25 protein-coding genes and 1 tRNA gene are annotated in these 26,519 nt (G+C 69.7%); 14 read left to right on the plus strand and 12 right to left on the minus strand.

What is annotated here, in order from left to right:
* Positions 1-139: 139 nt before the first annotated feature.
* Together V4F39_RS01945 and V4F39_RS01950 are read right to left on the minus strand one after the other, a co-directional pair.
* Positions 140-1,465 (minus strand): tyrosine-type recombinase/integrase, encoded by a 1,326-nt coding sequence (locus V4F39_RS01945; RefSeq protein ID WP_332287553.1) that lies wholly within the window; start codon positions 1,463-1,465, stop codon positions 140-142.
* Positions 1,466-1,673: 208 nt separating this feature from the next.
* Complete coding sequence (locus V4F39_RS01950; protein WP_332287975.1) at positions 1,674-2,585, minus strand: YicC/YloC family endoribonuclease; 912 nt, start codon at positions 2,583-2,585, stop codon at positions 1,674-1,676.
* A 25-nt stretch (positions 2,586-2,610) separates the two neighbouring features.
* On the opposite strand from V4F39_RS01950, the gene V4F39_RS01955 reads away from it, so the two are divergent.
* Genes V4F39_RS01955 through hemW form a run of 5 tightly spaced genes read left to right on the plus strand, consistent with a single transcriptional unit; the run spans position 2,611 to position 7,078 of the window.
* A complete protein-coding gene (locus tag V4F39_RS01955) occupies positions 2,611-3,579 on the plus strand; it encodes a serine/threonine protein kinase (protein WP_332287554.1) in 969 nt (322 codons plus the stop codon).
* Positions 3,580-3,589: 10 nt separating this feature from the next.
* Positions 3,590-4,501, plus strand: a complete 912-nt coding sequence (locus V4F39_RS01960) for a PP2C family protein-serine/threonine phosphatase (protein ID WP_332287555.1) — start codon at positions 3,590-3,592, stop codon at positions 4,499-4,501.
* A gap of 8 nt (positions 4,502-4,509) precedes the next feature.
* Positions 4,510-5,244 carry a ribonuclease PH gene (rph, locus tag V4F39_RS01965; RefSeq protein WP_332287556.1) on the plus strand — a complete coding sequence of 245 codons (735 nt, stop codon included), beginning with the start codon at positions 4,510-4,512 and terminating at the stop codon, positions 5,242-5,244.
* Positions 5,244-5,876 (plus strand): non-canonical purine NTP pyrophosphatase, encoded by a 633-nt coding sequence (locus V4F39_RS01970; RefSeq protein WP_332287557.1) that lies wholly within the window; start codon positions 5,244-5,246, stop codon positions 5,874-5,876. Before rph ends, V4F39_RS01970 begins: the two co-directional genes overlap by 1 nt.
* 14 nt (positions 5,877-5,890) lie before the next feature.
* The gene (hemW, locus tag V4F39_RS01975) at positions 5,891-7,078 is read left to right on the plus strand and encodes a radical SAM family heme chaperone HemW (RefSeq protein WP_332287558.1); all 1,188 of its coding nucleotides are present in this window, start codon (positions 5,891-5,893) and stop codon (positions 7,076-7,078) included.
* A 45-nt stretch (positions 7,079-7,123) separates the two neighbouring features.
* Here hemW and V4F39_RS01980 read toward each other — a convergent pair whose 3' ends face one another.
* Genes V4F39_RS01980 through V4F39_RS01990 form a run of 3 tightly spaced genes read right to left on the minus strand, consistent with a single transcriptional unit; the run spans position 7,124 to position 9,836 of the window.
* A complete protein-coding gene (locus V4F39_RS01980; protein ID WP_332287559.1) occupies positions 7,124-8,215 on the minus strand; it encodes a protein-glutamate methylesterase/protein-glutamine glutaminase in 1,092 nt (363 codons plus the stop codon).
* 32 nt (positions 8,216-8,247) lie between these two features.
* On the minus strand, positions 8,248-8,952 hold the full coding sequence (gene cheD, locus V4F39_RS01985) for a chemoreceptor glutamine deamidase CheD (RefSeq protein ID WP_378235012.1): 705 nt from the start codon (positions 8,950-8,952) through the stop codon (positions 8,248-8,250).
* 14 nt (positions 8,953-8,966) lie between these two features.
* The gene (locus V4F39_RS01990) at positions 8,967-9,836 is read right to left on the minus strand and encodes a CheR family methyltransferase (protein ID WP_332287561.1); all 870 of its coding nucleotides are present in this window, start codon (positions 9,834-9,836) and stop codon (positions 8,967-8,969) included.
* A 189-nt stretch (positions 9,837-10,025) separates the two neighbouring features.
* Here V4F39_RS01990 and V4F39_RS01995 point away from each other — a divergent pair, with 189 nt between their 5' ends.
* The 3 genes from V4F39_RS01995 to V4F39_RS02005 are packed head-to-tail and all read left to right on the plus strand — an operon-like array spanning position 10,026 to position 11,928.
* Positions 10,026-10,760, plus strand: a complete 735-nt coding sequence (locus V4F39_RS01995) for a GGDEF domain-containing protein (RefSeq protein WP_332287562.1) — start codon at positions 10,026-10,028, stop codon at positions 10,758-10,760.
* Entirely contained in the window at positions 10,757-11,527 is a 771-nt protein-coding gene (locus V4F39_RS02000) for a MinD/ParA family protein (protein WP_332287563.1), read from the plus strand. The genes V4F39_RS01995 and V4F39_RS02000 overlap by 4 nt, the downstream gene beginning before the upstream one ends.
* Positions 11,527-11,928, plus strand: coding sequence for a group II truncated hemoglobin (locus tag V4F39_RS02005; RefSeq protein ID WP_378235013.1), 402 nt, complete (start codon positions 11,527-11,529; stop codon positions 11,926-11,928). The genes V4F39_RS02000 and V4F39_RS02005 overlap by 1 nt, the downstream gene beginning before the upstream one ends.
* A gap of 77 nt (positions 11,929-12,005) precedes the next feature.
* Here the strand turns inward: V4F39_RS02005 and V4F39_RS02010 are convergent, their stop codons facing one another.
* The 3 genes from V4F39_RS02010 to radC form a co-directional block, all read right to left on the minus strand.
* On the minus strand, positions 12,006-12,944 hold the full coding sequence (locus V4F39_RS02010; RefSeq protein ID WP_332287564.1) for a CsgG/HfaB family protein: 939 nt from the start codon (positions 12,942-12,944) through the stop codon (positions 12,006-12,008).
* A gap of 99 nt (positions 12,945-13,043) precedes the next feature.
* Positions 13,044-13,679 carry a Smr/MutS family protein gene (locus tag V4F39_RS02015; RefSeq protein WP_332287565.1) on the minus strand — a complete coding sequence of 212 codons (636 nt, stop codon included), beginning with the start codon at positions 13,677-13,679 and terminating at the stop codon, positions 13,044-13,046.
* Entirely contained in the window at positions 13,676-14,353 is a 678-nt protein-coding gene (gene radC / locus V4F39_RS02020) for a RadC family protein (protein ID WP_332287566.1), read from the minus strand. Before radC ends, V4F39_RS02015 begins: the two co-directional genes overlap by 4 nt.
* Positions 14,354-14,409: 56 nt before the next feature.
* On the opposite strand from radC, the gene V4F39_RS02025 reads away from it, so the two are divergent.
* The 4 genes from V4F39_RS02025 to V4F39_RS02040 all read left to right on the plus strand — a co-directional run bounded on the left by V4F39_RS02025 (position 14,410) and on the right by V4F39_RS02040 (position 17,345).
* The gene (locus tag V4F39_RS02025) at positions 14,410-14,853 is read left to right on the plus strand and encodes an FKBP-type peptidyl-prolyl cis-trans isomerase (RefSeq protein ID WP_332287567.1); all 444 of its coding nucleotides are present in this window, start codon (positions 14,410-14,412) and stop codon (positions 14,851-14,853) included.
* The gene (ispH, locus tag V4F39_RS02030; protein ID WP_332287568.1) at positions 14,853-15,818 is read left to right on the plus strand and encodes a 4-hydroxy-3-methylbut-2-enyl diphosphate reductase; all 966 of its coding nucleotides are present in this window, start codon (positions 14,853-14,855) and stop codon (positions 15,816-15,818) included. The genes V4F39_RS02025 and ispH overlap by 1 nt, the downstream gene beginning before the upstream one ends.
* Before the next feature lie 87 nt (positions 15,819-15,905).
* Positions 15,906-17,201 (plus strand): serine--tRNA ligase, encoded by a 1,296-nt coding sequence (serS, locus tag V4F39_RS02035; RefSeq protein ID WP_332287569.1) that lies wholly within the window; start codon positions 15,906-15,908, stop codon positions 17,199-17,201.
* Between the two features lie 53 nt (positions 17,202-17,254).
* Positions 17,255-17,345, plus strand: a tRNA-Ser gene (locus V4F39_RS02040).
* 84 nt (positions 17,346-17,429) lie between these two features.
* Here V4F39_RS02040 and V4F39_RS02045 read toward each other — a convergent pair.
* On the minus strand, positions 17,430-17,684 hold the full coding sequence (locus tag V4F39_RS02045) for a hypothetical protein (protein ID WP_332287570.1): 255 nt from the start codon (positions 17,682-17,684) through the stop codon (positions 17,430-17,432).
* A 268-nt stretch (positions 17,685-17,952) separates the two neighbouring features.
* Here V4F39_RS02045 and V4F39_RS02050 point away from each other — a divergent pair, with 268 nt between their 5' ends.
* Positions 17,953-18,474, plus strand: coding sequence for a hypothetical protein (locus tag V4F39_RS02050; protein WP_332287571.1), 522 nt, complete (start codon positions 17,953-17,955; stop codon positions 18,472-18,474).
* A 22-nt stretch (positions 18,475-18,496) separates the two neighbouring features.
* Here V4F39_RS02050 and V4F39_RS02055 read toward each other — a convergent pair whose 3' ends face one another.
* Positions 18,497-20,461 carry a methyl-accepting chemotaxis protein gene (locus V4F39_RS02055; RefSeq protein ID WP_332287572.1) on the minus strand — a complete coding sequence of 655 codons (1,965 nt, stop codon included), beginning with the start codon at positions 20,459-20,461 and terminating at the stop codon, positions 18,497-18,499.
* An 89-nt stretch (positions 20,462-20,550) separates the two neighbouring features.
* Entirely contained in the window at positions 20,551-23,115 is a 2,565-nt protein-coding gene (locus V4F39_RS02060; protein WP_332287573.1) for an ABC transporter permease, read from the minus strand.
* Positions 23,116-23,305: 190 nt separating this feature from the next.
* On the opposite strand from V4F39_RS02060, the gene flhD reads away from it, so the two are divergent.
* Positions 23,306-23,629: a flagellar transcriptional regulator FlhD gene (flhD, locus tag V4F39_RS02065; protein ID WP_332287574.1), complete on the plus strand. Its 324-nt coding sequence runs from the start codon at positions 23,306-23,308 to the stop codon at positions 23,627-23,629.
* 44 nt (positions 23,630-23,673) lie between these two features.
* Here flhD and V4F39_RS02070 read toward each other — a convergent pair whose 3' ends face one another.
* Positions 23,674-26,457, minus strand: coding sequence for an ATP-binding protein (locus V4F39_RS02070; protein WP_332287575.1), 2,784 nt, complete (start codon positions 26,455-26,457; stop codon positions 23,674-23,676).
* Between the last annotated feature and the right edge of the window lie 62 nt (positions 26,458-26,519).

Raw genomic sequence — 26,519 nt, forward strand, 5'->3', positions numbered from 1 at the left:
GCGGTGTGTCCGTCGGTGCTTGGCTCCTTACGGCAACAGTACGGTAACGGAGCGGATCCAGAAAACGAAAAAGCCAGCAGGCGCTCACCTGCTGGCTCTCGTGTTTCTTGGCTCCCCACCCTGGGCTCGAACCAGAGACCTACGGCTTAACAGTCCGGCGCGGCGCAAGTCCATGCGGCATCGCCCTTGTCTTCGTCCGACCCGCTTCAGTCTGCTGCGTTGCAAGCTCGCGGCCGGTCTCAATCCTCTGCAGCAATGCCGCCCAGGATCCGAGCGCCTTGGCCCTCTCCGCGAAGTAGTCGTGCCGGTCGTAGATCCCTTCTACGTTGCCCAACTTGTGGTTGAGCGAGCGCTCGGCCACGAAGCGGTCAACGCCAAGGCTGGCGAGGTGCGTCCGCGCTGTCCGTCGCATGTCGTGCACTGTGAAGTGCTCGATGTCGGGGACGCTCAATCGCTTGAGCGCAACGTTGAGCGTATCTGGGCTGACATGGTCGAACCTGTTCTTGCGGTTCACGCCCAACCGGGTACGGACCAGCCGGCGAGGCGGGAAGACGTGGGGATCGCCGAACGAGTACACCCGCGCTTCCTTGAGCCATGCCAGGACGGGGTCCGCCAAGGGGATGCGAATCGACGCCCGCGTCTTGGTGTTCTCCTTGGCCAGCGTCCAGATGCCGGCGTCTAGGTCAAACGCATCCCAGCGTGCCGACAACAGTTCCATCTTGCGGACGCACAGCGCCAACAGCAGCCAGACCGCCAGCTCATTCTGCCGCCCGAAGTTGGCCGTGGTCCGCATTGCCGATGCCAGCTGCTGCAGTTCTTCGATGTTGAGCCAGCGGTCGCGGGGCACTTCATCGCCCCCAGCGTCGGCCAGCTCGAAATCGGCCGCCGGATTGCGCTCGATCCATTGGTTGCGCACCGCCATCCTGAACATGCGGCTCATGTAGCGCAGCGCGTCGTTCGCCACGGTGGGCGCGCCGCCGGCAACGATGCGGGTCAGCACCCGATCGATGTGAGCCGGCTGTACGTCGGGTGGCGCCATGGAACCTAACACCGGGTCGATGTGCCGGCGGAGCACCCGGGCGACGACCTCGGGGTTCTTGTGGCGAGGGCGGATGTACTTTGCCAACCACGCCTCGCCAAGGCGCTGCACAGTGGGCACTTCTAGCAGGAGCGCCTTCTCCGCCTGCTTGGCCGCTGCCACGTCGACGCCCCGCTCGATCTGCGCCCGGTCTTGCCGGACTTGCTCACGAGCGTCCTTCAGCGACAACTCGGGATAGCGCCCCAGGACCTTCTCCCTCGATCGGCCGTTGAGCCGGTATCGGAGGATCCACGAGGCCTTCCCCGAGCGCGCTGCCGTTGCTGTGGCGACGAAGGTCAATCCTTCACCCACGCCGCGGTCCACCGGACCGGCGGCGAGCCACGCTCTGAGCTCCCGATCGGTGACCGGGCGTTGCTGTCTCTTCATGTCCCAAGCTCCTGTGAGGCTGTGGGGTTTTTTTGTCGGGCCCCACGTCCAGACCGACGCGAACCCGAAAAACCCCACAATAAACCCCACAGGTTGCGCGCGCTGCGCTGCGACGCCCTGGGACGGCCTGGGACGGCCTGAGACAAAATATCCTTATGCGACAACAGGTTGCGTTGTTTCGTGGGAGTTGGTGGAACCCCCCGAGACCTCACTCCAAGTTTTGCACCTGCTCGCGCATCTGCTCGATCGCCACCTTCATCTCGACGGAGATGCCCGTGAGCTCCAACGCCGCCGACTTCGAGCCCAGCGTGTTGGCCTCGCGGTGAAGCTCCTGGATCAGGAAGTCGAGCCGCTTGCCAATCTCGCCGCCGGCCTTCAGCAGGCGCTCGATCTCGTCGAGGTGGGCGCCCAGGCGCGACAGCTCTTCGGCCACATCGATGCGGATCGCAAAGGCGGCAGCTTCGTTCAGCGCCCGGTCGCGCTGGGACTCCTCGCTCACGGCCTGGCCTGCGCCGGCCATCTGCAGCGCCTCGTTCCAGCGGTCGAGAAAACGCTGCTGCTGACGCTGCACCACCGCCGGCAGCAACGGCTTGGCCTGGGCCGCCAGCTCGCGCAGCCGGCCGATGCGCTCCATCAGCACGCCGACGAGACGCTCGCCCTCCCGTGCGCGAGCTTCACGCAACGCGACGATCGCCTGGCGGGCCGCCTCCAGCGCGGGCTCGTCCAGCTTCTCGGCCGCCGACGCGCCGCGGCACCAATTGAGGGCCTCGTGCACCGACAACGGTGGCGCCTTCGGCAGCCAGGTCTGCACGGTGCCCTCGAGCTGCGCCAGGCGCATCAACTGCTCGGGCGAAGGCTGCGGCCAGTGGTTGTCGGCCTCGCGCTGGCCGGCCAGGCGCAGCTCGATCTTGCCGCGCCGGAATCCGCCGCCGATCAACTCGCGCAGGGCCGGCTCCAGGCCGCGCAGGTCGTCGGGCAACCGAAATGCCAGATCCAGGAACCGGCTGTTGACGGACCTCAATTCGACGGTGACGCCAACGCCGGAAAAGGACGGGTTTTCGGAGTTTGCAGCGGCGCCCGCAGTGGCGCAGCCATAACCGGTCATGCTGTAGACTGCCATTGAACCCTGTTCCCAAAATTCGATTATGTCAAAGCCCAAACCCGCCCCGTTGCCAGCGGGCACCGTGGTGGGCGGCTACCAGATCGTCAAGAAGCTCGCCGCCGGGGGATTCGGTGTCGTGTATCTCGCCGAAGACGACCAAGGCCACTTGGTGGCCCTGAAGGAATACCTGCCCTCGTCGCTCGCCGAGCGCTCGCCCGGCGAACTCACGCCCCGCGTGAAGCCGGAAAAACAGCCGTTGTACCGCCTGGGCCTGAAGAGCTTCTTCGAAGAAGGCCGTTCGCTCGCGCAGATCAGCCACCCCAGTGTGGTCTCGGTTCTCAATTTCTTCCGGGAAAACGAAACCGTCTACATGGTGATGAATTATCTGCAGGGCGACACCCTGCAGGATTTCATCGTCACCGCGCGCGAACTCAAGCGTGACAAGGTGTTTCGCGAATCGACGATACGCTCGCTCTTCGACGAGATCCTGCGCGGCTTGCGCATCGTGCATCAGCACAAGATGCTCCACCTGGACATCAAGCCTGCGAACATCTTCATCACCAACGACAACAAGGCGGTATTGCTGGATTTCGGCGCAGCACGCGAGGTGCTGTCGAAAGAGGGCAATTTCATACGCCCGATGTACACGCCCGGCTTTGCAGCACCCGAGATGTACCGGCGCGACGGCACGCTGGGTCCGTGGACGGACATCTACGCGATCGGCGCCTGCATCTATGCCTGCATGCAGGGCTACCCGCCCAACGATGCCCCCCAGCGCATCGAGAAGGACCGGCTGGCGCTCAGCCTCTCGCGGCTGCGCAACGTCTACTCCGACAATCTCATCGAGGTGACGGAATGGTGCATGTCGCTCGATCCGCTGTCGCGGCCCCAAAGCGTGTTTGCGCTGCAGAAGGAACTCGCACGCGAGTCGGAGCGGCGTTACACGAAGCTCAGCTTCAGCGAGCGCCTGAAGCTGCAGCTCGAGAACCTCAAGAGCGGCGCCAAGTCGTGAGGCCCTTGCCATGAGGTTCGGCGTCTACCAGGTCAGCCGCAAGGGCGGCCGCGAGAAGAACGAAGACCGCATGGGCTACTGCTACACGCGGGACTCCGGCCTCTTCGCACTCGCCGACGGCATGGGCGGGCACCCGGAGGGCGAGGTCGCGGCGCAGCTCGCGCTGCAAACTTTGGCGGGGCGCTTCCAGCGCGACGCCAAGCCGCGGCTCGCCGATCCGCTGCGCTTCCTGCACGACGGCCTGATCGCCGGCCATCAGCAGCTGCTGCGCTACGCCACCGAGAAGGCACTGATCGACACGCCGCGCACCACGCTGGTGGCCTGCGTGATGCAAGGCGATGCAGCCTACTGGGCCCATTGCGGCGACTCGCGGCTGTACCTGGTGCGTGGCGGCAAGCTGATCGCCCGCACGCGTGACCACTCGTATTCCGAGTTGCAGGAGACGCTGAGCCAGGTCGTGCCGATGCGCGAGCGCTTCAACCGCAACGTGCTGTTCACCTGCCTAGGCAGCCCCGGCAAGCCAGTGGTCGACACCACCGGACCGCTGCTGCTGGAGCCCGGCGACCGTGTGCTGCTGTGCTCCGACGGCCTGTGGGGCCCCGTCAGCGACACCGAGATCACCGACCGTCTCTCGCAGCAGCCGATCCACGAGGCGGTGCCGGAACTCGTCGAATCCGCGCTGCGGCTCGGCGGCCCCAAGTGCGACAACGTGACGGCCATCGCCATGGAATGGGAGTCGTCCGAGGACCGCCGCCAGCGCGGCGGTGTTTCCACCCGCACGCTGGGCGAGGAGGTGTTTGCCTCTACCATCCAGGCCAGCGTGATCGGCGAGGCGGGCGACGACCTCGACGACGCCGAGATCGAGCGTTCGATCAAAGAGATCAACGAAGCGATCCGCCGCTCCTCCCAAAAGAAAACCTGAGGTTCCCGATGACCGATTTCCTGCGCGCGGGTGGCCGCGCGGCGGATGCCATGCGCGCCGTCTCCATCACCCGCGGCTACACCAAGCACGCCGAAGGCTCGGTGCTGGTGGCGTTCGGCGATACCAAGGTGCTGTGCACCGCCTCGGTGGAAGAACGCGTGCCGCCACACAAGCGCGGCAGCGGCGAAGGCTGGCTCACAGCCGAGTACGGCATGCTGCCCCGCGCCACCCACACCCGCGGCGACCGCGAGGCCGCACGCGGCAAGCAGAGCGGCCGCACGCAGGAGATCCAGCGCCTGATCGGCCGCTCGCTGCGCTGCGTGTTCGATCTCGCCAAGCTCGGCGAACGCACCATCAGCCTCGACTGCGACGTGCTGCAGGCCGACGGCGGCACGCGCACCGCGGCGATCACCGGCGCCTTCGTGGCCGCGCACGACGCGGTGAGCTGGTTGAAGGAGCGCGGCCTGGTCGCCGACAGCCCGATCCGCGACTTCGTTGCCGCGGTGTCGGTCGGCATCGTCGAGGGCACGCCGCTGCTCGACCTCGAATACACCGAGGACGCGGCCTGCGACACCGACATGAACGTCGTGATGACGGGCCGCGGCGGCTTCGTCGAGGTGCAGGGCACGGCGGAAGGCGCGAGCTTCTCGCGCGCCGAGATGGACGCGCTGCTCGGGCTGGCCGGCAAGGGCATCGGCGAGCTGGTGGCGGCGCAGAAGGCCGCGCTCGGCCTGGCGGCGTGATGCGCCTCGTCCTCGCCTCCAACAACGCCAAGAAGCTCGCGGAGCTCCAGGCGTTGTTCGCATCGCTGCCGATCGAGCTGGTGACGCAGGGCTCGATGGGCGTTGCCGAGGCCGAGGAGCCGTTCCACACCTTCGTCGAGAACGGGCTGGCCAAGGCACGCCACGCCTCGGCGGCCACCGGCCTGCCGGCCATCGCCGACGACTCGGGCCTCTGCGTCGATGCGCTGGGCGGCGCACCGGGGGTGGCCTCGGCGCATTTTGCGCCGCTGCCGCAGCCCGCCCCCGCCGACCGCGAGGCGCTGCGCCAGCTGCAGGATGCGGCGAACAACGCCCTGCTGCTCGACCGGCTGCGCAGCGCGGCGGACCGGCGGGCGCGCTTCGTCAGCACGCTGGTGGCCGTGCGCTCGGCCGCCGACCCCGAGCCGCTGATCGCCTTCGGCCGCTGGGAAGGCGAGGTGCGCGAGGCGCCGGTGGGCTCGGGCGGCTTCGGCTACGACCCGCTGCTGCAGATCCCCGCGCTGGGGCTCGCGGTCGCGCAGCTCCCCGCCGATGTGAAGAACCAGCACAGCCACCGCGCTCTGGCGGCGCGCCAGATGGCCGCCCTGATGCGCGACGCGTGGCGGCTGGGCTGACGGCCGGGCGAACCATGGCCGAGTCCGTCATCAGGCTGCACCGCCCCGGCAGCGTCACCCTGCCGGCGCTGCCGCCGCTGTCGCTGTACGTGCACCTGCCCTGGTGCCTGAAGAAGTGCCCCTACTGCGACTTCAACTCGCATGAGCTGGCAGCGGCGTCGGTGCCGGAAGCCGCCTACCTCAATGCGCTGGTGGCCGACCTGGAGGCGTCGCTGCCACTGGTCTGGGGCCGGCGCGTGCACAGCATCTTCATCGGCGGCGGCACGCCGAGCCTGTTCTCGCCCGCCGGGATCGACCGGCTGCTCGGCGACATCCGCGCGCGCCTGCCGCTGGAGCCGGGCTGCGAGATCACTCTGGAGGCGAACCCAGGCACCTTCGAGCGCGACCGCTTCCGGGACTTCCACCGTGCAGGCGTCACTCGGCTGTCGATCGGGGTGCAGAGCTTCGACGATGCAGCGCTGCAGGCGATCGGCCGGGTGCACGACAGCACCCAGGCCCGCGCCGCGGTGGCCGAGGCGCGCGAGGTGTTCGAAACCTTCAACATCGACCTGATGTACGCCCTGCCCGGCCAGTCGCTGCAGGCGCTGCAGGCCGACCTCGACGCGGCGCTTGCATTCGAGCCGCCGCACCTCTCGATCTACCACCTGACGCTCGAGCCCAACACCTGGTTCGCGACCCACCCGCCCGCCCTGCCGGACGACGACCTCGCGTCCGACATGCTCGACCTCATCGCCGGGCGCACCGCGGATACGGGCCTGCAGCGCTACGAAGTCTCGGCCTTCGCGCGCGACGGCCACCGCTGCTGGCACAACCTGAACTACTGGCAGTTCGGCGACTACCTGGGCATCGGCGCGGGCGCGCACGGCAAGCTGTCGTTCCCCAACCGCATCCTGCGCCAGGTGCGCTGGCGCGAGCCGGCCGCCTACATGGCCAAGGCGACAGCCGGACAGGCGATATCGAACGAGCACGAGGTCGTGCGCGAGCAGCTGCCGTTCGAGTTCATGCTCAACGCCCTGCGGCTCAAGGAAGGCTTCACGCTGCAGCAGTTCAGCGAACGCACGGGCCTGCCGGCCTCGGTGCTGGCGGCACCCCTGGCAAAGGCGCGGGAGAAGGGCTTGGTGGAGGCCGATGCGGCCCGGGTGCAGCCCACCGCCCGCGGCTTCGATTTCCTCAGCGACCTGCAGGCGCTCTTCCTGCCCTGACGGGATCGGCAGGGCAGCGCTGCCCTGCCGCGGCCGGGCCCGTTCTCAGACGCGGTTGGTCGACATGCCCGCGGTGCTGCGCAGGCGCTCCACCAGGTGCGAGGCGATGCGGTTCAGCGGCAGCACGTCGTTGGCCGCGCCATGGGCGATGGCCTCGCGCGGCATGCCGAAGACCACGCAGCTCGCCTCGTCCTGGCAGACGTTGTAGGCGCCGGCATCGCGCATGGCCTTCATCGCCCGCGCACCATCGGCGCCCATGCCGGTAAGCATCAGGCCCAGCGCGTTCGGCCCGACCACGCGCGCGGCCGACTCGAACAGCACTTCCACCGACGGCTTGTGGCGGTTGACGGGCTCGCCGTCGCGCACACGCGCGATGTAGTTGGCGCCGGAACGCTCGACCGACAGGTGCAGCCCGCCAGGCGCCAGGTAGGCGTGGCCCGGCAGCACGCGCTCGCCGTCGCTCGCTTCCTTGACGCGGATGCGCGCCAGGCCGTCGAGCCGCTTCGCATAGCTGGTGGTGAACCCAGGCGGCATGTGCTGCGTGATCATCACCGCCGGGAAGTCGGGCGGCAGGCCGGTGAGCACGTCCTTGGTGGCTTCGGTGCCGCCGGTCGAGGCCCCGATGAAGAGGATCTTCTCGGTCGACAGCCGCCCCAGCGGCGACGGCGCCGCGGCCGCAGGCCGTGCCGGCGCGGCTTCGCCGGCCGCGGGAGCGGGCCCCGCGCTGCGGCGGATGCGGGCCTGCGCCGCCATGCGGATCTTGTCGGTGATGTCCTCCGCCAGTTGGCGGATGCCGTCGGCCAACCCGATCTTGGGCTTGGCGACGAAGTCGATCGCGCCCAGCTCCAGCGCGCGCAGCGTCACGTCGGCGCCGCGTTCGGTCAGGGTGGAGACCATCACCACCGGCATCGGCCGCAGCCGCATCAGCTTGGACAGGAAGTCCAGGCCGTCCATGCGCGGCATCTCGACATCGAGCGTGATGACGTCCGGGTTGAGGTTGCGGATGGTCTCGCGGGCAACGAACGGATCGCTCGCGACGCCGACGCACTGCATGTCGGGTTGGCGGTTGATGATCTCGGACAGCAGGCTGCGCACCAGCGCCGAATCGTCCACCACCACCACTTTGATCTTGGCCATGTTGACTGCTTTCTTCTCGGGGATACGGCGCTTCAGAACAGGTCGACCGAGCCTCCGCCGCTGTGGGCGGGCACCGCCTTCTGCGCGGCCGCACGGTCCTGGGCGACGAGCGCCTCGGGGTTGGTGAGCGCCATGCGCTTGACCATGGCCTTGCCGCTGGCGGGCAGCAGGACGACCTTGCGCGGAAAGACGTCCAGCACGTCCTTGCTGACGACGGGGATGCGCTCGGTCTTCAGGTAGTCGAGCACGAACTCGGTGTTGCGCTCGCCGACGTTGATGCTGTTGATGCCGCTGACCACCGCGCCGCCGCCGAAGACCTTGGCCTCCATCGACAGCCGCGATGCGCCGCGCTTCATCATCTCGTTGATCAGCAGCTCCATCGCGAACGAGCCGTAGCGGCCGCTGTCGTTGGCGCCGCCGCCGTCGGGCAGCATGAAGTGGTTCATGCCGCCGATGCGGCGGTCGCGGTCCCACAGGCAGGCCGCGATGCAGGAGCCCAGCGTCGTCATGATGAGCATGTCCTCGTCATAGACGAAGTACTCGCCCGGCAGCACCTTGACGGCGACGTTCTTGAAGTGCGATTCGTAGAAGAAGAACGAGGCCTCGCCCGGCTTGCGCGGCTGCGCCTTGAGCTTGGCGAGCAGCGCGCCTGCCGCGGTCGACACGCCCGGGGCCAGCCCGGCGTTGGGCTTCACGCCCGGCGGCGTGCGTGCGGCGGAGGAAGAAGGCAGAGGCATGGCGGGGACGTCCCTCACAACCGTTCGTAGATGGTCTTGCCGCGCAGCCGGAACAGGTCGCGTGAATCGGAGAAGTTCTCGGAGTGCCCCACGTAGAGCAGCCCGCCTGGACGCATCACGGCGTGGGTGCGCTCGAGCACGCGGCGCTGGGTCGGGGCATCGAAATAGATCATCACGTTCCGGCAGAAGACGAGGTCGAAAGGCTCGCCGAACTGCCACGTTGTCGACATCAAATTGAAGGTCTTGAATTCGATCAGCCGCGCCAGCTCCGGCTTGACCCGCAGCAGCCCGGCGTTCTGCCCGGTGCCACGCAGGAAGTGGCGCTTGAGCCGCTCCGGCGACAGGCCGCGCGAGTTCGCGTCGTAGACGCCGCGCCGCGCGGTATCGAGCACCTTGGTGTCGATGTCGGTCGCCACGATCTTCGCGTTGCCGCCGCTGCCCAGCGTCTCGGCCACGGTCATCGCGATGGTGTAGGGCTCCTCGCCCGTCGAGGCCGCGTTGCACCAGATGCGCAGCGGCCGCCCGGCGCGCTCGCGCAGGTCCACCGCCAGCGCATCGAAATGGTGCGATTCGCGGAAAAAGGAGGTGAGGTTCGTGGTCAGGCAGTTGACGAACTCCTGCCACTCCGCCTCGCCGCTGGCGCCGCCGTGCTGTTCCAGCCACTGCAGGTAGTTCGCGAACGATTGGTGTCCCGTCTCCCGCAGGCGCCGGCACAGGCGGCTGTAGACCATGGCCTGCTTGCCTTCGTGCAGGCTGATGCCCGCGCGCTGGTAGATGAGCTGCCGCACCCGGTCGAAATCGGTCTTTGCGAAAGCGAACTCCTGGTCCGCCCGTCCAGCGGCGAAGGGTTCGGGTTGACGTGTCTGGATGTCGGCGGTGTTCATGCAAGTGGTGGGACGTCGCTGGACGCCCGCTGCGCGCAACTGCGGTGCTGGCGAGTCTCGGGCAGCGCCTGGCGGCCCAGCGACGGAAGAACAGGGCGTTTGGCCCGCTTATCGCTCCTGAACGACCCAAACGCCTACTAGACTGCGAACCTGCCGATGACCGCCACCGCCTTGGACCCGCTTCCGACCATGAGCCAGCAGTTCCCGCTCACAGGCGGGTTGCAGCTGGAGGCCGCCTTGTCGCTGCTGCGGCAGGCCGGGCACACCGATTTGCCGGGCGAGCCCGGCAGCACGCGCTGGCTGCAGTCGATCGTCGACGCGCTGTGCGATCTCTCGGTGCGCGATGCGCTCACCGGCCTGGCCAACCGCCGCCACTTCGAGATGGCCCTGAGCCGAGAGGTCGACCGCGTGGCCCGCTCGGGCGAGCCGGCGCTGCTGCTGGTGCTCGATCTCGATCATTTCAAGCAGATCAACGACAGCTACGGCCACAACGCCGGCGACATGGTGCTGAAGGCCGTGGCCGAGGTGCTGCTCGAGTGCGTTCGGCCGATGGACACCGTCGCGCGCGTGGGCGGCGAAGAGTTCGCGATCGTGCTGCCCAACTGCCCGCCCGCCTTCGGCCCCACCGTCGCCGAGCGTGTGCGCCGGCGCATCGAACGCGATCCGGTGGCCATCCGCGCCGAAGCGGGCGCGCTGCACCGGCTCCCCATCACCGTCAGCATCGGTGGCGCCTTCGCGCCGCAATGGGTGCGCTCCACCGCGCTGCTGTGGATGGAACGCGCCGACGTGCAGCTCTACCGCGCCAAGGCGGAGGGGCGCAACCGTTTTTGCCTGGAGCCGGTAGCGGTGTCGCTGGTCAGCGCAGAAGAGAAGGGGATGCTGTTCGGCGCCTCCCAGTTCCAGGACATCGAAGACCGCCCATGACCACCTCCACCGCCAAGGCGGCTCGCATCACCGCCATCACCAGCGGAAAAGGCGGCGTCGGCAAGACCTTCGTCGCGGCCAATCTGGCGGCCGCCCTGGCCCGGCGCGGTGAGCGCGTGCTCGTGCTTGACGCCGACCTGGGCCTCGCCAACCTCGACGTGGTGCTCAACCTCGCGCCCAAGATCACCTTGCACCACGTGTTCACCGGCGAGCACACGCTGGAGGAAGCCACGCTGCAGGCGCCCGGTGGCTTCGCCGTGCTGCTCGCGGGCTCGGGCATGGTCGAGTACTCCCGGCTCACGCCGGAGGTGCGCGACCGTCTGATCGAGGTCGTCGAGACGATCAAGCCCCGCTACGACCGCGTGCTGCTCGACACGGGCGCCGGCATCTCCGACGTCGTGCTGTACACCGTGTCGCTGGCGGACGAGGTGCTCGTGGTCGCCACCCCCGAGCCCACCTCGCTGACGGATGCCTACGCCACCATCAAGGTGCTGGCCGCCACGCAGGAGCGCCGCAGCGTGCGCCTGGTCGTCAACCAGGCCGGCCGGCCGGGCGAAGGCCGCGCCATCCGCAACCAGCTTCAGGCGGTCATCGACCGCTACGTGAACCCGGGCCTGGACACGCCGATGCAGCTGGATTTCGTCGGCGAGGTTCCCTCCGACACCAGCGTGCGCGATGCGGTGCTGCGCCGCGAGTTGCTGCTCGAGAGCTACCCCGGCTCGGCCGCGGCCCAGGCGATGGCGGCGCTGGCGGCGAAAATGGCCTGATGGACATCGAAGAACCCAACGCCCCCACCGCTTTCGAGCTGCTGGGCGGCGAACCCGGGGTGCGTGCGCTGGTCGACCGCTTCTACGACCTGATGGACTTGGAGCCGGCCTATGCCGGCCTGCGTGCCCTGCACCCGACGAGCCTGGACGGCTCGCGCGACAAGCTGTTCTGGTTCCTCTGCGGCTGGCTGGGCGGCCCGGACCACTACATCGAGCGATTCGGCCACCCGAGGCTGCGCGCACGCCACCTGCCCTTTCCGATCGGCATCAGCGAACGCGACCAGTGGATGACCTGCATGCAGCAGGCGATGGCGGAGCTGGCGATCGATGCCGCGATGGCGCAGCGCCTCGCCAAGGCGTTTGCCGGCACCGCCGACTGGATGCGCAACCGCGGCGGTTGATCCGCCCCCCGGCACGCCAGAAGCAAAACAGCCCGCGGGTCGTCGTCCGCGGGCTGCTCAGGGGCGAAATGAGCCGGTTACTTCTTCACCGGCGCCTTCTTCGCCGGCGCCGGCTTGGCGGCCGGCTTGGCCGCCGGCGCGGCAGGGGCCAGTTCCTGCGAGGCCGCCGTGGTGCCACCCTGCACGCCCAGCGCACCGCCGGTACCCAGCCCGCCCTTGACCGTCTGCGCCTTGTAGTTGCGCACGGCACGCACGAGCTGGTTATATGAATCAGTGAAGGCCGCGATGATGATCTTGCCTTCGGGCGTATTGGAGTAACCCGCGGCGCCGCCGCCTGCCAGTCCGCCGAACAGGCCGCCCATGATGTTGAAGTCCATGTTCTTGGCGCTGCCCTCGGCCGCGGCCAGCTGGACGCCGGAACGGTTGTCGATCATCACCAGCGTGGTCGATGCCTCGTTGCTCTTGATGCCGCCTGCGACCGCGCTGAAGACACCCAGGCCGCGGCTGAAGCCGGCCAGCCCGCCCCCCATGCCACCGGTGTTCTGGCTGAACTGGATGCTCGGGCTCATCGTGTAGTCGGCGGCGACCATCTGGCCCTTGCCGAAATTGCTGCCGCCGCGCATCTCGCCGCTTTGCTGCAGCTGGCGCTCGACGTTCATGTTGTTCATCGCCTGGCCGCGCTCGACGATGACGAAGCAGTTGGACTGCTGGATCATCATGCGCAGCACCGGCACGGTCGAGCCAAGCTTGTAGTTGGCGAGGTACTGGTACCAGGTGGCGCTCTGGTCTTCCACCACGCCCAAGGTGCCGAGCGACTGGTCGCAGCGCTCCAGCGCGCTGTTGGCGTTTTCAGCGGTGGCACCACCCGCGGCCCCGGTGACAGCCGTCTTGGAGCCGCCTCCGATCTCCGGGTTGGTGGCGACGCATCCGCCCAGAAGCAGGGCGACGCTGCCCGTCATCGCGAGGAGGCTGGCCAGGCGGCCCGATCGGGTGCCACGGAGTGTTGAGGTGTTCATTCGGGGCTCCTTTTCGGCCGCTCGTAAAAGAATGTGAATGTATCGTGATGCAGGGTGCACGCCGCTATCCCTACCTCGTCAAAAGGAGGGATGGAAAGACTACGTTTCCTGCGTTCTCGGCGCCAGAAGAACCACCAGCGCCCCGTGTCCGCCTTCGCTGGCACGGGCCTGCACGAACGCCTGTACCAACTGGTTCTGCACCAGCCACGCCCGTACCTTGCCCTTGAGCACGGGCGTGCGGCCGGGCGAGCCCAGGCCCTTGCCGTGGACCACCCTGATGCACCGATGGCCCGCGGCCTGCGCTTCATGCAGGAAGGCGCCGAGCTGCTCCCGCGCCTCGTCGCGCCGCAAGCCGTGCAGGTCGATCTGCGACTGGATCGCCCACTGTCCGCGGCGCAGGCGCCGCGGCACGTCGGCACCTACATGCCTGCGCCGGAAGCTCAGGCCTTCGTCGGTTTCGAGCAGCGACTCGACATCGAACTCGTCGGACAGCGCCTGCCGCAGCGCCGCGGCTTCGTCGAGCTCGCGCTGGCGCGGCAAGGGTGCGGGACGCGGCCTGGCCAGCACGACCCTGCCGCCATCGCGCAGCGGTGTCACCTCGCCGACGCTGCGCTGGAACAGGTGGCGCTCGCGCTCCTGGCGCGCGGCCTCGGCGCGGCGCTCGGCGGCCTCGCGCGCCGCCCGCGCCAGCGCCTCCTTGACCGGGCCCAGCGCCTTCAGGTCGTTGAGCTTCACAGCAGCCCCCGCTCGGCGAACGATGTCACGACGCCCGCACCGACGATCAGATGGTCGAGCACCCGCACGTCGACCAGCGCCAGCGCGCTGCGCAGGGCCTGCGTGAGCGCCTCGTCCGCGGCGGAAGGCTCCGCGTGGCCGGAAGGGTGGTTGTGCAGCAGCACCACAGCGCAGGCGTTCTGCGCCAGCGCGCGCTTGACCACCTCGCGCGGATAGACCGACGTCTGCGTCAAGGTCCCGCGGAACATCTCCTCCAGGCACAGCAGGCGATGGCGCGCATCAAGGAACATCACCGCGAACACCTCGTGCGGCAGGCCGCGCAGGTGCAGGGCGGCGTAGTCCTTCGCCGCCCCGGGCGAATCGAACAGCGGCCGTTCGGCCAGCTGCTGCGCGAGCGTGCGGCGCGCGATCTCCAGGACCGCCGCGAGCTCGGCCCGCTTGGCCGTGCCGCCCAGGCCCTTGAAGGTCTTCAGCTCGTCCAGGGTCGCGCGCATGAGGCCCTGCAGGCCGCCGAAGCGGTCGAGCAGCGCCTGCGCCATCTGCAGCACGCCCTGCCCGGCCACGCCGGTGCGCAGCAGCAGGGCCAGCAGTTCGGCGTCGGCCAGGGCCGACGGCCCGCGGGCCAGCAGCTTCTCGCGCGGGCGCAATTCGGCGGGCAAGTCCTTGAGTGACATGGGCGGGAGGGCGCGGCCCGTAAAATCGCCTTCCAGTCTATCGCCCACCCGCCACCGTGACCGTCATCGCCCCGGGGTCGTTCCTGACCCTGCACTACCGCCTCGCCGGCCCCGACGGCGCGGACATCGTCAATACGTTCAACGAGAAGCCCGCGACCCTGTCGCTGGGCACCGGCGAACTGGCCCCGGCCATGGAGGTCCGCCTGATCGGCCTGCCGGAGGGTGCGCGGCAGACCTTCGAGCTGGCGCCAGGCGAGGCGTTCGGCGACCGCAACCCCGAGCTGCTGCAGCGCGTGAAGCTCTCGCTGCTGCACGAGCTGGGCGACGCCGACGCCAGCTACCACCGCGGCGACGTGGTGCAGTTCCCCACGCCGGACGGGCGGGGCAGCTACGCCGGCGTCGTGCGAGAGGTCGGGGACGACTGGCTGCTGTTCGATTTCAACCACCCGCTGGCGGGCGTGCCCCTCACGTTCGAGGTGTCGGTGATCGGGGTGCTCTGATGACGCAACACGAAGTGCTGCTGGCCGAGCCGCGCGGCTTCTGCGCAGGGGTCGACCGTGCGATCGAGATCGTCGAGCGCGCGCTCCGCAAGTTCGGCGCCCCGATCTACGTGCGCCACGAGATCGTCCACAACACCTACGTGGTGAACGACCTCAAGGCCAAGGGCGCCATCTTCATCGAGGAGCTGTCGGATGTGCCGCCCGGCGCGACGCTGGTGTTCAGCGCCCACGGCGTGTCGCAGGCCGTGCGGCAGGAGGCCGCGGCGCGCGGGTTCAGCGTCTTCGACGCGACCTGCCCGCTGGTGACCAAGGTGCACGTCGAGGTCGCCAAGCTGCACAAGGAAGGCTACGAATTCATCATGATCGGCCACAAGGGACACCCCGAGGTCGAAGGCACGATGGGCCAGCTCACCGAGGGCATCTACCTCGTCGAGGACGTGGCCGACGTGGCCCGCGCGCCGGTCCAGCGGCCGGACCGGCTGGCCGTGGTGACGCAGACCACGCTGAGCGTGGACGACGCGGCCGAGATTCTGGCTGCGGTCAAGGCCCGCTTCCCGCAGGTGCGCGAGCCCAAGCAGCAGGACATCTGCTACGCCACGCAGAACCGGCAGGACGCCGTCAAGCTGCTGAGCCCGCAGGTGGACGTGGTCATCGTCGTCGGCAGCCCCACCAGCAGCAACAGCAACCGGCTGCGCGAACTGGCGGAACGGCTGGGCACGCCGGCCTACATGGTGGACGCCGCGGACGACCTCCAGCCGCAGTGGTTCGAAGGGCGGCCGCGCGTGGGCCTGACGGCCGGCGCCTCGGCGCCCGACATCCTGGTCCAGCAGGTCATCGACCGGCTGCGTGCGCTGGGTGCGGTCGCCGTGCGCAAGATGGACGGCGTGCAGGAGACCATCCGCTTTCCGCTGCCGATGGGCCTGGGTGACAAGTCGATGGCCGAGGTGCATTCGTCCCGATCCTGATCCCGGACGCCGATCGGCCCCCGCCAGCACCGTCGCCGGCTCCGCCCGGACGCTCGACCGTACAGCTTTCTCCCCCAAGGATTTCCCATGCTCGACATCAGCCAGTTGCGCCGCGACCTCGACGGCGTCGTGCAGCGCCTCGAAGCCCGCAAGAGCCCGCAACCCTTCCTCGACGTCGAGCGCTTCACCTCGCTCGAAGGCGAACGCAAGCGCCTGCAGACCCGCACCGAGGAGCTGCAGGCCAAGCGCAACAGCCTCAGCAAGCAGATCGGCCAGCTCAAGGGCAAGGGCGAGGACACCGCCCCGGTGATGGCGGAGGTGGCCGGCATCGCCGATGAGCTGAAGGCCTCGGCCGACCGGCTCGAAGTCATCCAGTTCGAACTCTCGGCCCTGCTGATGGGCGTGCCCAACCTGCCGCACGAGAGCGTGCCCGTCGGCGCCGACGAGGGCGGCAACGTCGAGGTGCGCCGTTGGGGCACGCCCCGGCAGTTCGACTTCGCGGTGAAGGACCATGTCGACCTTGGCGCCCCGCTGGGCCTGGACTTCGAGACCGGCGCTGCGCTGTCGGGGTCGCGTTTCACCTTCCTGCGCGGCCCGATCGCCCGGCTGCACCGTGCGCTGGCGCAGTTCATGCTGGACGTGCAGACCGGCGAGCACGGCTACACAGAGTGCTACACGCCCTACATCGTCAACCGCGAGATCCTCGAAGGCACCGGCCAGCTGCCGAAGTTCAAGGAAGACATGTTCTGGGTGCTGCGCGGCGGCGACGAAGACCAGGCCGAGCAGTACCTCATCTCGACGTCGGAGATCTCGCTGACCAACACCGTGCGCGGCCAGATCGTCGATGCCGAGCAGCTGCCGATCAAGCTCACTGCGCACAGCCCCTGCTTCCGCAGCGAAGCCGGCAGTGCCGGGCGCGACACGCGCGGCATGATCCGCCAGCACCAGTTCGACAAGGTCGAGATGGTGCAGATCGTCCAGCCCGAGAAGAGCTACGAGGCGCTGGAGCAGATGACCGCCCACGCCGAGGCGATCCTGCAGAAGCTCGGCCTGCCCTACCGCGTGCTGTCGCTGTGCACGGGCGACATGGGCTTCAGCGCCAGCAAGACCTACGACCTCGAAGTGTGGGTGCCGGCGCAGGGCGCCTACCGGGAGATCAGCTCCTGCTCCAACTGCGAAGCCTTCCAGGCCCGCCGCATGCAGGCGCGCTTCCGCAACGCACAAGGCAAGCCCGAACTCGTGCACACGCTGAACGGCTCTGGCCTGGCGGTGGGACGTGCGCTGGTGGCGGTGCTGGAGAACTACCAGGAAGCCGACGGCGCCATCCGCGTGCCTGAGGTTTTGCGCCCGTACATGGGCGGACTGGACATCCTGCGCGGATGATCGGCTATACTGCGCGGCTTCGCTGACACAGCGAGACCACGCAGTAAATACCCGGAAAGGTGGCAGAGTGGTCGAATGCGCCGGACTCGAAATCCGGTGTACGGTTATACCGTACCGTGGGTTCGAATCCCACCCTTTCCGCCAGACACGCAGGCCTTCAGATCACCTCTGAAGCCGCAGCAAAAAGCCCCGGCAAACGGGGCTTTTTTGTTTTGAGATTTCGCAGCCTCAGGCAACGGTCATCGCCGTCGGCGAGTGGACGGGCAGCTCGTAGAGGTGCGTCACGTCGTGGCGGCCGCAGATCTCGTAGAGCCACTCCGGCTCGAGCTCCACGGCCAGTGCAGGGCTGCTGTCCCCGTCAGGAGAGTCCAGCCATTCGAAAACCGCTGCTGGCGGCCGGTCCGCTGCCAGCAGCAAGTCGACGTTGCGGGGGGTCGTGCGCCAACCCTGGGTGACGAAGATGCGGCACGTCTTCAACTTCATGATCGTTATCCCGCTCGAGGGGTTTGGTGGAAGGATGAACCGATCCTGCCACCCGAAAGAAGTGAGCGCACATGACCACCCCCCCGCGGGGCAGGGGTTGCGGCGGCTGCAGTGCCAAGTGGTGCCAACCAGATCACGGAACGCGGCAGGAACGTCGCCCGCCCCACAGGCACGCCGCGAACACAACCCGTCGATGGCTTTTTTTTTGTGCCGATTCGGGTATACCGCGGACGCCGCGTAGGCAGCCGACGCCTTCACCCATCAGCCGATGAAATCCCCCGCCGCCGCCCTCGCGCTCGCCGCCTTGACCACCCTCGCCTGCCCGGTCGCCACGGCACAGTGGACAAAGGAACTCATCAAGGACGACAAGACCGGCGAGTCGTACCGCAGGTACACCCTGTCGAGCACGGCCTCCCCACCCGGCGCATCCGGCGGCGTTGGCCGCAAGGGGCAGCTCGTGATGCGCACGGGCCACTTCCCCGGGGGCATCCAGCTCTCGCTGCGCACCGAGCAGGGCCGGTTCGTCTGCCCCGTCGGGCCCGACTTCTGCCAGGTGCGCATCCGCTTCGATGCCGAGCCACCCTTCGTGCTGCCCGCCGTCCGCCCCGCCGATGGCAGCAGCGACCGGCTGTTCATGCGCGACGACGGCCGCTTCATGGCAGGCGCCGCGACCGCGCAGACGATCGTGGTGGAGGCGGCGTACCTCGCCCACGGCATCCAGGCGCTCGCGTTCGCAGCGCCGGGCGGCCTGGAAGGCCCCGCGCCACGGGCCACGGGGCCTGCGCCGTAACGGCGCAGCCGCCGGCCCTCGCTCAGGCGCTGTGCAGGCGGAACCGGCCTACCAGCGCCGCCAGCTGCCGTGCCTGGGCCTTCAGGCTCTCGGCCGCCGCAGCACTCTGCTCGACCAGCGCGGCGTTCTGCTGCGTGGCCTGGTCGAGCGCGCCGACCGCCGTGTTCACCTCACCGATGCCGACCGTCTGCTGCTGGGTGCTGCGGGTGATCTCCGAGATCATCGTGTGCACGCCGTCGACTGCATCGACCAGTTCGCGGATGGTCCTTCCGGCATCGCCGACGAGCCGGCTGCCGGTGTCCACCTGGGCCACGCTGCTGCCGATCAGGGCCTTGATCTCCTTGGCCGCGTCGGCGCTGCGCTGGGCCAGCGTGCGCACCTCGCCGGCCACCACCGCGAAGCCGCGGCCCTGCTCGCCGGCGCGGGCCGCCTCCACCGCGGCATTCAGCGCCAGGATGTTGGTCTGGAAGGCGATGCCGTCGATCACGCCGATGATGTCGCTGATCTTCTGGCTGCTGCTGCTGATCGCCCCCATGGTGCTGACCACCTGCGCCACGGCCTCCCCGCCGCGTTGCGCGACGGCAGCCGCCTGGGCCGCCAACGCCTGCGCCGAGGTGGCCGCGCCGGCGCCCTGGTCGACGTTCTGCTTGACCTCCGCCATCGAGCTCGCGGTCTGCTGCAGGCTGCTGGCCGTTTCCTCGGTACGGTGGCTCAGGTCCTGCGTGCCCTGGGCGATCTCGGACGACGCGGTCGCGATCGAATCCGACGATTGCTGCACCCCCGAGATCACGCCGGCCAGCGCCTGGTCCGCCGCGCGCAGGTCCTGCATCAGCGTGGCGAACTCGTCCGCCGTGGCCGGCACCGGCACGGTGCCGATTTCGCCTGCCGCGATCGCCCGTGCCGCCGCCGAGGCCTGGCGCAGGCTGCCGGCCATGCTGAGGAAGATGCCGACGTAGAGCCACAACGTGCCCAGCATGCCGATACACACCGCGGCCATCAGCAGCATCCGGTGGCGTGCAGCCTGCGCGGCACGCTCGACCACGAGTTGCTCCAGCACCGCGCGGTTGCGGTCGACCAGCTCCCAGGCCGCGTCGGTCGTGGCCGCCGCCGCCCGGGCCACGTCCTGCTGCGTCGCGCCGACCTGGTCCACCGAGGTGAAGCGTTCACGCACGAAGGCGAGCAGCTGCTTGGAGCTGCCCTTCAACGCTTCGATGCGCTGGCCCAGCGCCTCGTCGACCACGGGGTTGGCCGCCATCGCCTGCGACAGCAGGGTCTCGACGCCCCCGAACGTGTCGTTCAGGCGGGCGTCGGTGACCTCGTAGAACATCCTGTCCTTCGCGTCGACGGTGCCGCGGTTGACGTTCAGCGTCGCGTAGGCCGCGATCCGCACGGTGATGCCGGCGGTCGACGGCGTGTTGTTCGCCAGCGCGTAGCCGAGGTAGAACAGGTCGGCGTCGGCGTCCTGCGACAGGCCCGACTTCTTGCCGAGATCGCGCATGAAGGCATACAGGCGGCTGTATTCCGGCGCATGTGCCGCGAACGCCTTCTGCGGGAACCCGGCATCGGGCGGCAGCGCCTGCACCGCCTGGCGCAGCGCCTTCCAGCCCTGCTGCAGGCCGTGCAGTTCCTCGCGCATGTCGACCTGCGGGCGGGCCGACTCGACGTGCGCGCCCAGCACGGCCAGCTGCCGCTCGACCGCCTCGGCCTGCCGCGTGAAGGCCGCCATGACCGCGGGATCGCCAGGCTGGCCGGTGATCGCCGCGCGGCGGCTGTCGATGAGCGCCTTGTTCCATGCCACCAGATCGCCCATCAGCGCGATCGCGACGCGCTTGCGCTCCAGGCCCTGCACACGGGCGCCGAGCGAGGCCGCGGACAGCCAGGCCATCCACACCAGCAGCAGCACGAGGGGCACGCCGGCCAGCAGGAACTTGCCTTTCAGCCGCAGGCGGGACATCAGCCGGACGGCTGGGGAGAAGAAAGCGTTCATGGACAACTCGACGACAACAGCCCCGCTTATCGGCCGCCTGCCGCCCCGGCTGTAGCGGGCCGCCGCCCCGCCCCAGCCGCCCCCGGGGATCAGGCCTGCGCGCGCCGCAAGGTCTCGACGACGGGGCGCTGCAGCACCTCCCGCAGGCCCCACCAGCCGGCCATCAGCGCCAGCAGCGCACCCGCCGCGGTGCCCGCCACCGGCACCCACCACGGCGCCGTCCAGTTGAACTCGAACGCATAGCGCGCCAGCGCCCAGCCCACGCCCATCGCGGCACCGGACGCGAGCAGGCCCGCGAGCGCACCGACCCCCAGCAGCTCGGTGCGCTGCACCCTGGCCAGCAGCGTGCGGCCGGCCCCCATGGCCCGCATGATCGCGAACTCGCGCGAGCGTGCCTCGCGCGTCGCGGTGACGGCGGCGAACAGCACCACCAGCCCGGCCGCGAGCGTGAAGCCGAACAGGAACTCGACCGCGCGTATCACCTGGTCCAGCACCTGCTGCACCTGCGCTAGCGAGGCCGACACGTTCACGTTGGTGATGTTGGGGAAATCGCGCGACAGCCGGTTGTCGAAGCCCGGCGTGTCCGGCGCACGGAACGCGCTGATGTACGTGGTGCCCACGTCGTCCATCTGCGCGAGCGGGAACATCACGAAGAAGTTGACGCGCATCGACGCGAAGTCGAGCTTGCGCAGGCTGGTGATGCGCCCTTCGCGCAGCTGCCCGCCGATGTCGAAGCGCATGCGGTCGCCCAGCTTCAGGCCCAGCGTCTCGGCCAGGCCGCTCTCGACGCTGACGGCATCGGGTTCGTCGGCGATCCAGCGGCCGGCGATCACCTGGTTGTGCTGCGGCAGCACGGCGTCGTGGCTCAAGTTGAATTCGCGGTCGACCAGGCGGCGCGCGCGGTCGTCGGTGTAGCTCTCCGGCGTGATCGCGCGCCCGTTGATCGCCACCAGCCGGCCGCGGATCATCGGGAACCAGTCGTAGCGCTGCACGCCGGCCTCGGCGAGCGCGCCGCGGAAGGCCGTGGCCTGGTCGGGCTGCAGGTTGATCACGAAACGGTTCGGCGCGTCGGGCGGCGTGGCGCTGCGCCAGCTGTCGATCAGGTCGGTGCGCAGCAGCACCAGCAGCGCCAGGGCCAGCAGCCCGACCGACAGCGCCGACACCTGCAGCACCGCAAAGGCGGGCCGCGCGGCGATCTGCCGCGTCGCGAGCACGAGCCAGCGCGGCGCGCGCGCCTCTGGCACGGCCCGGCGCAGCACCTGCACGGCCACCCAGGACAGCGCGGCGAACACCACCACCGCCGCCGCGAAGCCGCCCACGGCGATCAGCCCCAGCGTCAGGTCGGACGACACCGCGAGCAGCAGCCCCGCGAAGCCGAGCGTGCCGGCCGCCAGCACCAGCAGCGACGAGGCCTTGAGCGCCCCGACATCACGCCGGATCACCCGCAGCGGCGGTACGCGCGCCAGCTGCAGCACCGGCGGCAGGCCGAAGCCCAGCAGCAGGGTCAGGCCGACGCCCAGGCCGAACAGCGCCGGCCAGGCGCCCGGCGCAGGCAGCTCCGCCTGCACCAGGCCGGCGAGCAGCCAGACGAACACGTGGTGCACCCCGAAGCCGACCACCACCCCCAGCGCGCTGGCCACCAGGCCGACGAACCCGAACTCCAGGCCGTACGACAGCGCGATCGACCGCTGCGGCTGGCCCAGCACACGCAGCATCGCGCAGTCGTCCAGGTGGCGGTTGGCGAAGTCGCGCGCCGCGATGGCCACCGCCACCGCCGCGAGCAGCGCCGAGAGCAGCGCCACCAGGTTGAGGAACTTCTCGCCGCGGTCGAGCGTGCGCCGCATCTGCGGGCTGCCGTTCTCCAGCGATTCGATCTCGACGCCGCGCAGGTGGTCGCCGTCGATGCGCTGGCGCACGTCGCGCACGTAGCGCCCCACCTCGGCCAGGCTGCTGCCGGGCGCCGCGACGGCGAGCCGGTAGGTCACGCGGCTCGCCGGCTGGATCAGGCCGGTGGCGGGGAGGTCGGCCTCGGCGAGCATCACCCGCGGCGCGAAGCTGACGAAGCCGGCGCCGCGGTCGGGCTCGATCGTGATGATGCGGTCGATGCGCAGCGATGCGTCGCCCAGCAGCAGCGCATCGCCGACCCGCAGCGCCAGCGATTCCAGCACCGCGGCATCGACCCATACCGTGCCGGGCGACGGCCCGCCCGTGGCGGCCTGCTCCTGCGCATCCATTGCGGACTTGACCCGCAGCCGGCCGCGCAGCGGATAGCCCTCGCCCACCGCCTTGACCGCCACGAGCCGGGACGCACCGCCGAGCGCGTCCGGCGCACGGCCCATGCTCGGGAACACGGCGCTGGTGGCCGTGCGCAGTCCGCGGGCACGGGCGTCCTCGATCAGCGCTGCGGGCGTCGGCTTGTCGCTGGCGACCACCGCATCGCCGCCCAGCAACTGCGCCGCGTCGCGCTCCAGCCCGCCGTTGAGCCGGTTCGCGAAGAAGCCGACCGCCGTCAGCGCCGCCACGGCCAGCATCACCGCGACGACCAGCAGGCGCAGCTCGCCGGCCCGGAAGTCGCGCACGGTCTGGCGCCACGCCAGCAGCCACACCGAAGGCGCAGACGACGGGACGCTCGTGGAGGAAGGGCTGGGTGTCATGGACGGCACGGTACACCAGGCCGCCGTCCCCGACAGGCGCCCGGGTAAACCTGTAGGAAGTTCACTGACAGACCTCCCGAACAACGGAGACAGCACGGACCGAGCAAGGCCGCTTTTGCCAAGCCGTTCCGGTGCCTACAGTTCATTCCATCGCAGCGACACCGCTGCACCCCAACAGGAAGAGCCCGCCATGACCGCCGACCAAATCCTTGCCGAAATCCGCGAAGCCAACCTCAGCTACCTGATGCTGGCGCAGAGCCTGATCCGCGCGGACCGCGAGCAGGCCCTGTACCGCCTGGGCATCAGCGAGGACACCGCCACGCTCATCGGCACGCTGTCGGCCGCCCAGATCATGAAGATCGCCTCGGGCAACACCCTGCTGTGCCGCTTCCGCATGGACGACGAACTCGTCTGGAACCTGCTCTCCAACCATGGCAAGGCCTCCGCCAACGACGCGGTCAACCGCCTGCACGCCTCCATCCTGATGGCCGGCCGCCACCAAGAGGCCGCCTGACGCACCGTTTCTTTGTTGTCTCCTCCTGGCACATTCCGTGTGCTTCATGCGGGCCCCTCGGGGCCCGCTTTTTTTTGTGCGCTGGCGGCGGCGCGCTGCCGGCGGGCCGACTCCTCCCGCAGCACCTTCGCGACGCCCGAGCGCAGCTGGTGGAAATCGATCGGCTTGGTCCAGTAGGCCTGCGCGCCGGCACGCAGCGCGGCCTCCACCTCCTGCGGCATGGCGCTGGCCGACAGCGCGATGACGCGTATCGAGGCCGTGCGGGCGCTCGACCGCAGGCGCGCCAGGACCTCGATCCCCTGGATGTCGGGCAGCTGCATGTCCAGCAGCACGAGGTGGGGCTGGCATTCCGCGGCGAAGCGCAGGCCTTCCTCGCCGGTGGCGCAGACCATGACCTCCACGCCCGGCACCTGCGCCAGCACCTGCTCGACCAGCACCGCGTTCACCGGGTGGTCCTCGATGTAGAGCACCAGCCCTTCGGCCGGCTGCGCCTCGGGCGCCGCGGCCAGGTCGCCAAGCACGCTCGGCACCGCCTCGCCCAGGGGCTTCTCGTTCGGCAGCGTCACGGCCACCGTCGTGCCCGCCCCCTCCCGGCTTTCGACGGCGAGCCGGCCGCCCAGCAGCTCGACCAGTCGCCGCGTGATGACCAGGCCGATCCCGGTGCCCTCGATGCCCGACCGCTCTCGGCCCAGCCGGTTGAAGGCCTGGAACAGGCCGTCGAGCTGGGCCGGCGCCATGCCGACACCGTCGTCGCGGATGCGGATGTGCACCTGGCGGGCATCGGCCTGCACGCCGGCCCACACATGCCCGCCGGGCCGGTTGTACTTGATGGCGTTGGACACGAGGTTCATCAACACCTGGCGCAGCCGCACCGGATCCGTCCTCACGACCAGCGCCGAGGCATCGCCGGCCTCGAGGTGCAGGGACACCCGGTGCAGCTCCGCCACGGGCCGGCTGAGCTGCAGCACGCCGGCCAGCTTGCCGACCACGTCGACGTCGGCCATTGAGACCGCCAGTTCGCCGACCTCGATGCGCGACACGTCCATCAGGTCGTCGATCAGCGCCTTGAGCTGGCGGCCCGCCGCGAGCACGTGGCCGAGGTGCTCGCGATCCTCCTCGTCCGCGCGGGCCTCCGCCTTCGTCCGCACGAGCTGGGAGAAGCCGAGCACCGCGTTCAGCGGCGTGCGCAGCTCGTGGCTCACGTGGGACAGGAAGGTGGTCTTCGCGCGGCTCTCCGCCTTCGCGGCGTCGAGCGCCACCCGTTCGGCCCGGTGCTTCTCCAGGTCGAGGCCGAACGAGATCTCCCGCGCCAGCGCGGCCAGCAGCTGCGCCAGCTCGCCGTCGAAGCGCATGCCGTGGTCGCCCCGCAAGGTCAGGGCCCCCGTCACGTCATCCGCGGAGAGCAGGGGAATGGCCGCGACGCACACGCCCTCCCCGCACGCCTCCTGCACCGGCCCGCGCCGGCGCACGGCGGCCCGGGTCACACCAGCCTCGCGCTGCCCCCAGTGCACGGGCAGTCCGGCAGCGGCGCCTGGAGCCTGCGCGACGATGCGCAGATCCTCCTGCGCCGGCCGGCTGATCCACGCCGCGGTGGCCAGGCCCGACTGGGTGCACGCCCGGCAGACCTCCTCGTAGAGCTCGGCCGGCGCGGCCTGCCGCGCGATGGCCTGGCCGACGGCCGACAGGGTCTCATGGAAGCGCCGCAGCCGCACGGCCCGCTGCTCGGACTGCACCAGCTGCGCGGCCCGCTCGTCGTTGCGGTCCATCAGCCGGTTGAACTCCACCGCCACCTCGCCGAACTCCCCCGGCAGCGTGGCGTCCGCCCGCACGTCGGTGGCGCCGGCATGCAGGCGGCGCGCAGTGTCCGCGATGCTCCTGAGGGAGCCGGCGAGGCGCCGCGCCGCCAGCGACGCGCCGATCAGCGCCACCGCGATCGTCAGCGCCGCAGCCAACGCGCGGCGCAGCGCCTCGGCATTGGCCTCCTCGTACACGGCGTGCTCCGGCATGCCGGCGGCCGCTTCGAGGCCGTACTTCGGCAGCGGCGCCACCGCGAAGGCCCGGCGGGTGCCGTCCACGCCGATCCCCACCCGGACCTGCGTATCGCCCAGCCGCTCGGGTTCGAGCAGCGTGGCCGGGACCGGCCGGCCCATCCAGCGCTCGGGCTGCGGCAGGCGGGTGACGAACACCGCGTCCTTGCGGATGCCGACCGACGCCCCGGGCGGCGAGACCAGCGGCTCGAGCGCACGGTTCAGCGGCGCCAGGTCGATGGACGCCGCCAGCAGCCCCACCTTGGCGCCCGAGGCGTCCCGCACCGCCAGCGTCATGTACTGGACCATGCGCCCGCTGATGGGCCCGCGCAGCGGATCGCTGAGCCAGATGCCGTCGGCCGCGAAGCCGGCGCGGAACCAGGCGAAATCGCCGAACCGGGTGCGGCCGGGGCTGGGCGCCGACGAGCACACCATCACGCCGCCGGTGTCGATGAGCCCGATGTTCGTGTAGAAGGTGTTGGAGCCGGACACGCCGGCCACCATGCTTTCGCACGCATCGCGGCGCATCTCCCGCAGCCGCTGGCGGCTCGCCATGAAGTCGAGCAGGTGCTCGGTCTTCTCGAGCATGTCGAACATGCGGTCGGCCGCCTGGTCCGCGCGCTGCCGCAGCGAGGTGAAGGCCTCGTGCTCGGCCGCCCGCCGTGCATCGAGGATCGACAGGGCGAGCAGCACGGTCAGCGGCGCGGCGACCGCCAGCACGATCCACAGCAGCCGCGACTGCAGGTAGCCGAGACGGGGAGGCGGCGCAAGGCTGCTGGGCGAGGTCACGGCAGGGCGCATGGTGAAGCGGTCATGGTGGCCTCCGGGAGGATCGACATGCGCAGCCCTGCAGCGGGGGCCAC

The organism is Aquincola agrisoli (genome assembly GCF_036621135.1).
GTDB lineage: Bacteria > Pseudomonadota > Gammaproteobacteria > Burkholderiales > Burkholderiaceae_C > Aquincola > Aquincola agrisoli.

Excerpts from the sequence above, each read along its gene's own strand:
- V4F39_RS01945 (WP_332287553.1), bottom strand. The coding sequence starts at position 1,465 with ATGAAGAGACAGCAACGCCCGGTCACCGATCGGGAGCTCAGAGCGTGG.
- V4F39_RS01950 (WP_332287975.1), bottom strand. The coding sequence starts at position 2,585 with ATGGCAGTCTACAGCATGACCGGTTATGGCTGCGCCACTGCGGGCGCC.
- V4F39_RS01955 (WP_332287554.1), top strand. The coding sequence starts at position 2,611 with ATGTCAAAGCCCAAACCCGCCCCGTTGCCAGCGGGCACCGTGGTGGGC.
- V4F39_RS01960 (WP_332287555.1), top strand. The coding sequence starts at position 3,590 with ATGAGGTTCGGCGTCTACCAGGTCAGCCGCAAGGGCGGCCGCGAGAAG.
- rph (WP_332287556.1), top strand. The coding sequence starts at position 4,510 with ATGACCGATTTCCTGCGCGCGGGTGGCCGCGCGGCGGATGCCATGCGC.
- V4F39_RS01970 (WP_332287557.1), top strand. The coding sequence starts at position 5,244 with ATGCGCCTCGTCCTCGCCTCCAACAACGCCAAGAAGCTCGCGGAGCTC.
- hemW (WP_332287558.1), top strand. The coding sequence starts at position 5,891 with ATGGCCGAGTCCGTCATCAGGCTGCACCGCCCCGGCAGCGTCACCCTG.
- V4F39_RS01980 (WP_332287559.1), bottom strand. The coding sequence starts at position 8,215 with ATGGCCAAGATCAAAGTGGTGGTGGTGGACGATTCGGCGCTGGTGCGC.
- cheD (WP_378235012.1), bottom strand. The coding sequence starts at position 8,952 with ATGCCTCTGCCTTCTTCCTCCGCCGCACGCACGCCGCCGGGCGTGAAG.
- V4F39_RS01990 (WP_332287561.1), bottom strand. The coding sequence starts at position 9,836 with ATGAACACCGCCGACATCCAGACACGTCAACCCGAACCCTTCGCCGCT.
- V4F39_RS01995 (WP_332287562.1), top strand. The coding sequence starts at position 10,026 with ATGAGCCAGCAGTTCCCGCTCACAGGCGGGTTGCAGCTGGAGGCCGCC.
- V4F39_RS02000 (WP_332287563.1), top strand. The coding sequence starts at position 10,757 with ATGACCACCTCCACCGCCAAGGCGGCTCGCATCACCGCCATCACCAGC.
- V4F39_RS02005 (WP_378235013.1), top strand. The coding sequence starts at position 11,527 with ATGGACATCGAAGAACCCAACGCCCCCACCGCTTTCGAGCTGCTGGGC.
- V4F39_RS02010 (WP_332287564.1), bottom strand. The coding sequence starts at position 12,944 with ATGAACACCTCAACACTCCGTGGCACCCGATCGGGCCGCCTGGCCAGC.
- radC (WP_332287566.1), bottom strand. The coding sequence starts at position 14,353 with ATGTCACTCAAGGACTTGCCCGCCGAATTGCGCCCGCGCGAGAAGCTG.
- ispH (WP_332287568.1), top strand. The coding sequence starts at position 14,853 with ATGACGCAACACGAAGTGCTGCTGGCCGAGCCGCGCGGCTTCTGCGCA.
- serS (WP_332287569.1), top strand. The coding sequence starts at position 15,906 with ATGCTCGACATCAGCCAGTTGCGCCGCGACCTCGACGGCGTCGTGCAG.
- V4F39_RS02045 (WP_332287570.1), bottom strand. The coding sequence starts at position 17,684 with ATGAAGTTGAAGACGTGCCGCATCTTCGTCACCCAGGGTTGGCGCACG.
- V4F39_RS02050 (WP_332287571.1), top strand. The coding sequence starts at position 17,953 with ATGAAATCCCCCGCCGCCGCCCTCGCGCTCGCCGCCTTGACCACCCTC.
- V4F39_RS02055 (WP_332287572.1), bottom strand. The coding sequence starts at position 20,461 with ATGAACGCTTTCTTCTCCCCAGCCGTCCGGCTGATGTCCCGCCTGCGG.
- V4F39_RS02060 (WP_332287573.1), bottom strand. The coding sequence starts at position 23,115 with ATGACACCCAGCCCTTCCTCCACGAGCGTCCCGTCGTCTGCGCCTTCG.
- flhD (WP_332287574.1), top strand. The coding sequence starts at position 23,306 with ATGACCGCCGACCAAATCCTTGCCGAAATCCGCGAAGCCAACCTCAGC.
- V4F39_RS02070 (WP_332287575.1), bottom strand. The coding sequence starts at position 26,457 with ATGCGCCCTGCCGTGACCTCGCCCAGCAGCCTTGCGCCGCCTCCCCGT.